The 255-nt window shown below is 58.4% G+C and carries 1 pseudogene; it reads right to left on the bottom strand.

Annotated elements, in window-relative coordinates:
- A pseudogene (locus VSR82_RS40325) lies at positions 1-200 on the bottom strand (IS256 family transposase); the annotation flags it as partial.
- Between the last annotated feature and the right edge of the window lie 55 nt (positions 201-255).

The following is a 255-nucleotide window of genomic DNA, read 5'->3' as shown; positions in this document are numbered from 1 at the left end:
TGGCCTCCGCTCGGATAGCCCAGGTGATGTTTTAGCTCGGCGCCCAGCGCACGCTCGATCAGCGCCTTCTTGAACGCCATCGAGGCTGCCTGCACCGCTTCCGCCGTCATCGGACCCTTCACGAACTCATCGATGAGCTCCTCTGGAATCGCGGGCAGCTCAGGCGGGGGCGCAGACCCTGCTTTTGGTTTGCTTGGCATACATGCTCCTTTGGGTACATGTTATGCCTTGAACACAAAATTTCTGACAGGCTCA

The organism is Burkholderia sp. JPY481 (assembly GCF_038900515.1).
Lineage (GTDB): Bacteria > Pseudomonadota > Gammaproteobacteria > Burkholderiales > Burkholderiaceae > Paraburkholderia > Paraburkholderia youngii.
Note: the sequence above shows the minus strand (reverse complement) of the source record. Positions and strands in the feature narration are given on the sequence as shown.